This is a genomic window from Testudinibacter crocodili (assembly GCF_006228025.1).
Taxonomy (GTDB): Bacteria; Pseudomonadota; Gammaproteobacteria; order Enterobacterales; family Pasteurellaceae; genus Chelonobacter.
Map to the genome: position 1 here is coordinate 1 of NZ_VDHF01000065.1, position 6,404 is coordinate 6,404.

Here is a 6,404-nt window from a genome sequence, read left to right on the forward strand (position 1 = left end):
CTAAAAAAACAAACCAACAATGAATATTTTATAAATAAAAATAATTATTTTTGATTTTTTTCTAAAAATTTTAACTACAACTAAAAAAGCCTCTCATCAAATGAAAAGAGGCTTGGTTCGTTATCAATGCAAATGATCAATTCACCACATACTGCCCCACACCCAGCTCGTCTTCTTGGCGGGTGCGTTGGATTACGCTTTGTGGGCTTTGTTGTACACGTAAGCCCATTTGGTCTTCGGTTCTGATCACCTCGCCGCGCAGGGAGTTGGTCCAGACATCGGTGATTTTAATATCGACAAACTTACCGATCATCTCCGGTGTGCCGGCAAAATTAACGATGCGGTTGGTTTCGGTGCGTCCGGTCAGTTCCATCACATCTTTTTTCGACGGTCCTTCTACTAGCACCCGTTGTTCTGTGCCAAGCATTTTACGGCTGAATTGCATTGCTTGTTGGGTAATCCGTTGTTGCAACAAGTATAAGCGCTCTTTCTTCTCTTCTTCGCTGACATCGTCCGGCATATCTGCTGCTGGTGTACCTGGGCGTGCCGAATAGATGAAGCTGAAGCTCATATCGAAATTCACTTGTGCGATCAGATCCATTGTCTGTTGGAAATCCTCTTGCGTTTCGCCCGGAAAACCAATGATAAAATCGGAGCTGATTTGAATCTCCGGCCGCACTTTGCGCAGTTTGCGGATAATCGATTTATACTCAAGTGCGGTATGGTTGCGTTTCATCATGGTCAACACCCGATCTGAGCCGCTTTGCACCGGTAAATGCAGGAAGCTGACCAACTCCGGTGTATCACGATAAACTTCAACAATATCATCGCTAAATTCAATCGGGTGGCTGGTGGTGAAACGCAGGCGATCAATCCCGTCAATTGCGGCAACCAAACGCAACAATTCGGCAAAGGTGCAGATGCCATCATCAAAGGTGGCGCCACGATAGGCGTTTACGTTCTGTCCCAATAAATTGACTTCACGCACACCTTGCGCTGCTAGTTGCGCAATTTCAAACAACACATCGTCCACCGGGCGGCTGACTTCTTCGCCACGGGTGTAAGGCACTACGCAGAACGAACAGTATTTATTGCAGCCTTCCATAATCGAGACAAACGCCGTCGGGCCTTCGGCTTTCGGCTCCGGCAGGCGATCAAACTTTTCAATTTCTGGGAAGCTGACATCGACTACCGCACTTTTGCCGCCACGAATTTGATTGAGCATTTCCGGTAAACGATGCAGGGTTTGTGGACCAAAAATAATGTCCACATAGGGCGCCCGATCGCGAATGTGCGCCCCTTCTTGTGAGGCAACACAGCCGCCCACGCCGATCACCAACTTTGGATTCGATTTTTTCAAATCTTTCCAGCGTCCCAATTGGTGAAACACTTTCTCTTGTGCTTTTTCACGAATCGAGCAGGTATTCAGCAGCAGCACATCGGCCTCTTCCGCATTTTCAGTCAATTCGAAACCGTGCGTACTATTCAATAAATCCGCCATTTTTGATGAGTCGTATTCGTTCATCTGGCAGCCCCAAGTTTTAATGTGTAATTTTTGTGTCATGGTTTTTCTTCGTTAGGACGCGGTTATCGACCGCACTAATTTACAAGTTAAAGGATACGGTGCTAAAAACTAATGGAATTTAAATCGGGCTATTCTACCGATTTGCAGGATTGCTGACCAGTAAAAACCGATTTTATTTGTGATTTGCTTTAGAAAATCGGCGGCTGCGAGTAGAATAAACCATAATATAAGCAGGCATTAGGGGAAGAAATGTTGAATCGCAAAGATGTGATTGTGGTTGGCGGCGGCATGGTTGGCTCGGCAGCGGCATTGGGCTTGGCAAAATTGGGATTAAGCGTGCAACTGATTGAACAGGGCAGCTTACCGCACTTTAGTGCTGATCAGCCTTACGATATCCGGATTTCCGCTATCAGTGTGGCTTCCGTCAATTTATTGACGGAACTACAGGCTTGGCAGCCTATTCTCGCCATGCGAGCCTGCCCGTACCGCACGCTAGAAACTTGGGAAATCGACGGTTTTTCCACCGCATTTCACAGCTGCGATTTGGGTCTGAACGAGCTGGGTTATATGGTGGAAAATAATCTGATTCAGCTCGGTTTGTGGCAAACTTTTCCTGATTACCCCAATTTAAGCAGCCAACTGAATGCTGATATTCAACAGATGGAAAAGTGCGGTCACGATTGGCAGCTTCGCCTCACCAGCGGTGAATGTTATCATGCGCCGCTGGTACTGGCTTGTGATGGTGCGAATTCAAAACTGCGGCAAATCGCTGGCATCGGGCTGACTGGTTGGCAATACCGCCAAAGCTGTATGCTGATTTTGGTTGACACCGCACTTGCACAGCAGGATATCACTTGGCAGCAATTTTCCCCAAGTGGCCCACGTGCATTTCTGCCTTTATTAGGTAATCAGGGCTGTTTGGTGTGGTACGACAGCCCGGAGCGAATTCGCGAACTGCAAAAAATGCCATTAGAGAAACTGGATAAAGAAATTGCACAGGCATTTCCAGCACGTTTAGGCGCAGTCAAAAGCCGACAAGCGGCTGCATTTCCACTCACCCGTCGCCATGCGCAAGATTATTATAAAAACGGTATTGTATTATTAGGTGACTCAGCGCACACAATTAATCCACTTGCCGGACAAGGTGTTAATTTAGGTTTTAAAGATGTGAACGTGTTTTTAGAGGTGATTGCAAAAGCACAAAAGTGCGGTCAGGCGATTGATGATGAAACGGTTTTAGCACGCTATCAAAGGCTACGCCAAAAAGACAATCTGCTGATGCAGAGCGGTATGGATCTGTTTTATAAAGGATTTAAAGAAGATATTCTGCCGTTGAAAATTTTACGCAATTTGGCGCTGATCGCAGTAGATAAAGTTAGCCCAATCAAAAAACAGGCGTTAAAATATGCCTTGGGATTGGCATAACTTATTGAACGACCAACATCCCTAAGCAGCCTTTATCCGCCAACATTAAATCACTGCTGCCGAAGGTGAATGGATAGTTATTGGAAGAAGTTTGATCAAATTTTACCAAAATCGAAATATTACCATTCACCCATACCGTATCACGCCAGGTTAATTGCGAAGTATCTATCGTCTGCCCATTAAAAGATTCAAGCAAAAATTTAGCACCTTGTAGGCTAAATCCAATCGGTGCAGTTGCACTTAAATACCAGCGTTCATAGCTGCCCAACGCAGCATTGACATCCACTCGACGCGGATCAAACTTCTGTTGATTGAGCAAAGCATTTTCAACATCCAGCATAAAACTCCGTTGCTGTGCCACCGCCACATTGGTTGTAATCTGTTCTTGTCGTTGAAAATCGATTTTTTGCTCAAAGGCAGAAAGCAAACCATCGGGGCGCAACGCTAGCACAGTGTTGTCAACCAGCTCATTCTCATCCGCGAACCACGAGGTCATTTTGTCAAAAAAGCCCCGTTTTTCACCACTGATTAGCGCAACATTGCCACCTTCATTCAAATCGATTAAAATTTCTGCCCGCTCACCCGGTGCTAAAAATAGTGAACGCACTTCGCGCGGTTGCGGCAAAAATCCCAGCCCACCGGCTAACACCCAGATGCTGCGCCCATCATCTAAATTAAGATTATATCCTCGCGACAATGATGCGTTCAACAACCGCAACCGCACCCAACCTCGCGCCACATTTAAATAGGGCGCTTCAACGCCATTCACCAACAAACGGTTACCAAGAAATTGACGTTGATTCGGATTAAACAGTTGCTCTCCCTGATTGTTCAGGCGCACATCTTGTAAAATCAACGGAATATCATTAACGCCGTATTTATTCGGTAGTTTTGCCTTACGGCTCTCCTCGTCGTCAATCCACCACATACCGGACAAGCCACGATAAACCTGATAAGCCGAGTGTGCCAAGGTATCTGCGTGATACCAACACGTGGCTGCCGATTGGGTGATTGGTACAATCGGTGACCAGCCTGCACCGCTATCGAACTGACGCCCAACGCCCCCAAACAACTCGCCGCTGACCTGCAATCCCTGCAAACCGATCGATACTCGCTGCGAAAGTTGATTGCTATAATTTAAACGAACAAAATCTCCCTGCTTACAACGAATCGTCGGTCCCAAATACAGCCCGTTAAAGCCCCATACGTCTACTTTTTTAGCATCAACAAACGCTTTCTTACTGCTCCCCATTGAAAGTAAAATTGGGCGCCCGCGCCCGACATCTAACAACGGCGGAATCGGCAACGGCTGTATGCCTGACGCATAGGCCGCTGGCAACACCGCACTTGCACCAAGTAGAGTTGTATTTTTGAGTAACCTGCGACGAGATAAGCCAGATTTCATTATCTACTGTCCGTAATGCTACTGCCCCAGCTCTTGATCAAGCTGGTCAATTTTTTGTTTCATCACTGCATGGCAGTGATTCATTAATTCCCGCACATTTTCACGGCTATAATTTGAGGTATCAATGGGCGCTAACATTTCGCAAATCACCTTGCCATTGTCCCAACGGTTAAGATCAATTTTATGGTGCAAATTGCTGCAACAGACCGGCACAATCGGCACACCGGCTGCAATAGCCGCATGAAATGCCCCGGTTTTAAACGGTAACAAGCCGCGTCCGCGACTGCGTGTACCTTCCGGAAACATCCAAATCGACAATTTATCTCGGTTAATCCGTTGTGCTAATTCCCCCATAGTAGAGTGGGCTTTGCTCTTATTATCACGATCCAGTAAAATGTTGCCACTTGCCCAATATAACAAGCCAAAAAAGGGGATGAAAGCCAAACTTTTTTTACCCACGCTGACCGTACGCGGCCTAACCATATATGCCATCGTCACCATATCATAATTATTTTGATGATTGCCAATATAGATGCAAGGTCCGTTATTTTCAGCATCCGTAGGAAAACGATGCTCCACTTTCAAACCAAACAACGGATGTAAACGTCCAAACCAACGTGCGACCACGCCAACATTGCTCGGATTTTTAAAACGGATCAACGAATAAACCGTTCCAAGTAAACAAATTAACAAGGCTGCGAAAACTACGATGATTGCTCGTAAAAATAATAACATAACAATTTCCTAAAAAAATTTGCTAGAGTATAGCGAAAATGTCGGAATATGTGTATAAAATCGGAACTATTTCCTAAAAATTTAATGATATAAAAAATAACAATGATGAAAAAAACCTATTTTATTGCGGATCTTCATTTAAGTGAAAATCTTCCACACTTAACCGCACTTTTCGAACAATTTATGCAAACTGAAGCGATAAAAGGCGAAGCGCTATATATTTTAGGTGATCTGTTTGATTTTTGGATTGGTGATGACGAAAATTCTGAGTTGGCACAATTAGTTCAGCACCAAATAAAACAGTTGACCGAGCGAAATATTCAAGTCTATTTTCAACACGGCAATCGAGATTTTTTAATTGGTAACCGTTTTGCTACAAAGTGCGGTTTAATCCTATTACCGGAATACCATAAGGTTAATTTATACGGCAAAGAGGTTTTACTTTGCCATGGTGATACACTTTGTATTGACGATACCAGCTATCAAGCATATCGCAAAAAAGTGCATAATATTTGGCGGCAACGGCTATTTTTATGCCTGCCACTGTTTATCCGTCTGCGTATTGCCAATAAAATCCGCAGCAGAAGCCGTCAGCAAAAAAGTCAAAAAGCAAATGAAATTATGGACGTGAACCCAGATTTTGTGACACAAACCATGCAACATTTTGGTGTATCTCAACTGATACACGGACACACTCACAGACAAGCTATCCACTCAATAGATGATTCACCAAACCGCACTTTTACTCGTATTGTTTTGGGTGACTGGCATGAAACTGCACCATATTTGGTTTATGATAAAAATGGATATCGCTTTGAAGAACTCAAGCTAGAAATTAAAGAGGGTAAAACAATGGAATAACAAAATAATGGCAGGGGCGGAGAGGCTCGAACTCCCAACACCCGGTTTTGGAGACCGGTGCTCTACCAATTGAACTACGCCCCTAAATTGTAAAGTGGCGGAATGGACGGGACTCGAACCCGCGACCCCCTGCGTGACAGGCAGGTATTCTAACCAACTGAACTACCACTCCGCTGAAATTGATAATTGGTAGTGACCTACTCTCACATGGGGAGACCCCACACTACCATCGGCGTAACAACATTTCACTTCTGAGTTCGGCATGGATTCAGGTGGGTCTGTTGCACTATAGCTACCAAAATTTTTTATTTTCTAAATAAACTCTAATAACAAGTTTACTTAGAAAATAAAATCCGGCGGTGTCCTACTCTCACATGGGGAGACTCCACACTACCATCGGCATTACAGCATTTCACTTTTGAGTTCGGCATGGGTTCAGGTGGGACTACTGCA

The 6,404-nt window shown here is 44.8% G+C and carries 5 protein-coding genes, 2 tRNA genes and 2 rRNA genes; 2 read left to right on the top strand and 7 right to left on the bottom strand.

Annotated elements, in window-relative coordinates; genetic code table 11:
- Positions 1-136: 136 nt before the first annotated feature.
- Positions 137-1,564, bottom strand: coding sequence for a tRNA (N6-isopentenyl adenosine(37)-C2)-methylthiotransferase MiaB (miaB, locus tag FHQ23_RS07495; RefSeq protein WP_139613768.1), 1,428 nt, complete (start codon positions 1,562-1,564; stop codon positions 137-139).
- Between the two features lie 210 nt (positions 1,565-1,774).
- Between miaB and FHQ23_RS07500 the strand changes: the two genes are divergently transcribed.
- Positions 1,775-2,950, top strand: coding sequence for an FAD-dependent oxidoreductase (locus FHQ23_RS07500; protein ID WP_139613769.1), 1,176 nt, complete (start codon positions 1,775-1,777; stop codon positions 2,948-2,950).
- A 1-nt stretch (position 2,951) separates the two neighbouring features.
- On the opposite strand, the gene FHQ23_RS07505 is transcribed toward FHQ23_RS07500, so the two are convergent.
- Together FHQ23_RS07505 and FHQ23_RS07510 are read right to left on the bottom strand one after the other, a co-directional pair.
- Positions 2,952-4,355 (bottom strand): multicopper oxidase domain-containing protein, encoded by a 1,404-nt coding sequence (locus FHQ23_RS07505; RefSeq protein WP_139613770.1) that lies wholly within the window; start codon positions 4,353-4,355, stop codon positions 2,952-2,954.
- Between the two features lie 18 nt (positions 4,356-4,373).
- On the bottom strand, positions 4,374-5,090 hold the full coding sequence (locus FHQ23_RS07510; protein ID WP_139613771.1) for a 1-acylglycerol-3-phosphate O-acyltransferase: 717 nt from the start codon (positions 5,088-5,090) through the stop codon (positions 4,374-4,376).
- A 105-nt stretch (positions 5,091-5,195) separates the two neighbouring features.
- Between FHQ23_RS07510 and lpxH the strand changes: the two genes are divergently transcribed.
- Positions 5,196-5,951 carry a UDP-2,3-diacylglucosamine diphosphatase gene (gene lpxH, locus FHQ23_RS07515; RefSeq protein ID WP_139613772.1) on the top strand — a complete coding sequence of 252 codons (756 nt, stop codon included), beginning with the start codon at positions 5,196-5,198 and terminating at the stop codon, positions 5,949-5,951.
- A gap of 8 nt (positions 5,952-5,959) precedes the next feature.
- On the opposite strand, the gene FHQ23_RS07520 is transcribed toward lpxH, so the two are convergent.
- The 4 genes from FHQ23_RS07520 to rrf (FHQ23_RS07535) all read right to left on the bottom strand — a co-directional run.
- Positions 5,960-6,035, bottom strand: a tRNA-Trp gene (locus FHQ23_RS07520).
- A gap of 11 nt (positions 6,036-6,046) precedes the next feature.
- Positions 6,047-6,123 (bottom strand) — tRNA-Asp (locus FHQ23_RS07525).
- Positions 6,124-6,135: 12 nt separating this feature from the next.
- Positions 6,136-6,251: ribosomal RNA gene (gene rrf, locus FHQ23_RS07530) — 5S ribosomal RNA — on the bottom strand.
- A gap of 51 nt (positions 6,252-6,302) precedes the next feature.
- A 5S ribosomal RNA gene (rrf, locus tag FHQ23_RS07535) occupies positions 6,303-6,404 on the bottom strand; the annotation flags it as partial.

Excerpts from the sequence above, each read along its gene's own strand:
- lpxH (WP_139613772.1), top strand. The coding sequence starts at position 5,196 with ATGAAAAAAACCTATTTTATTGCGGATCTTCATTTAAGTGAAAATCTT.
- FHQ23_RS07500 (WP_139613769.1), top strand. The coding sequence starts at position 1,775 with ATGTTGAATCGCAAAGATGTGATTGTGGTTGGCGGCGGCATGGTTGGC.
- FHQ23_RS07505 (WP_139613770.1), bottom strand. The coding sequence starts at position 4,355 with ATGAAATCTGGCTTATCTCGTCGCAGGTTACTCAAAAATACAACTCTA.
- FHQ23_RS07510 (WP_139613771.1), bottom strand. The coding sequence starts at position 5,090 with ATGTTATTATTTTTACGAGCAATCATCGTAGTTTTCGCAGCCTTGTTA.
- miaB (WP_139613768.1), bottom strand. The coding sequence starts at position 1,564 with ATGACACAAAAATTACACATTAAAACTTGGGGCTGCCAGATGAACGAA.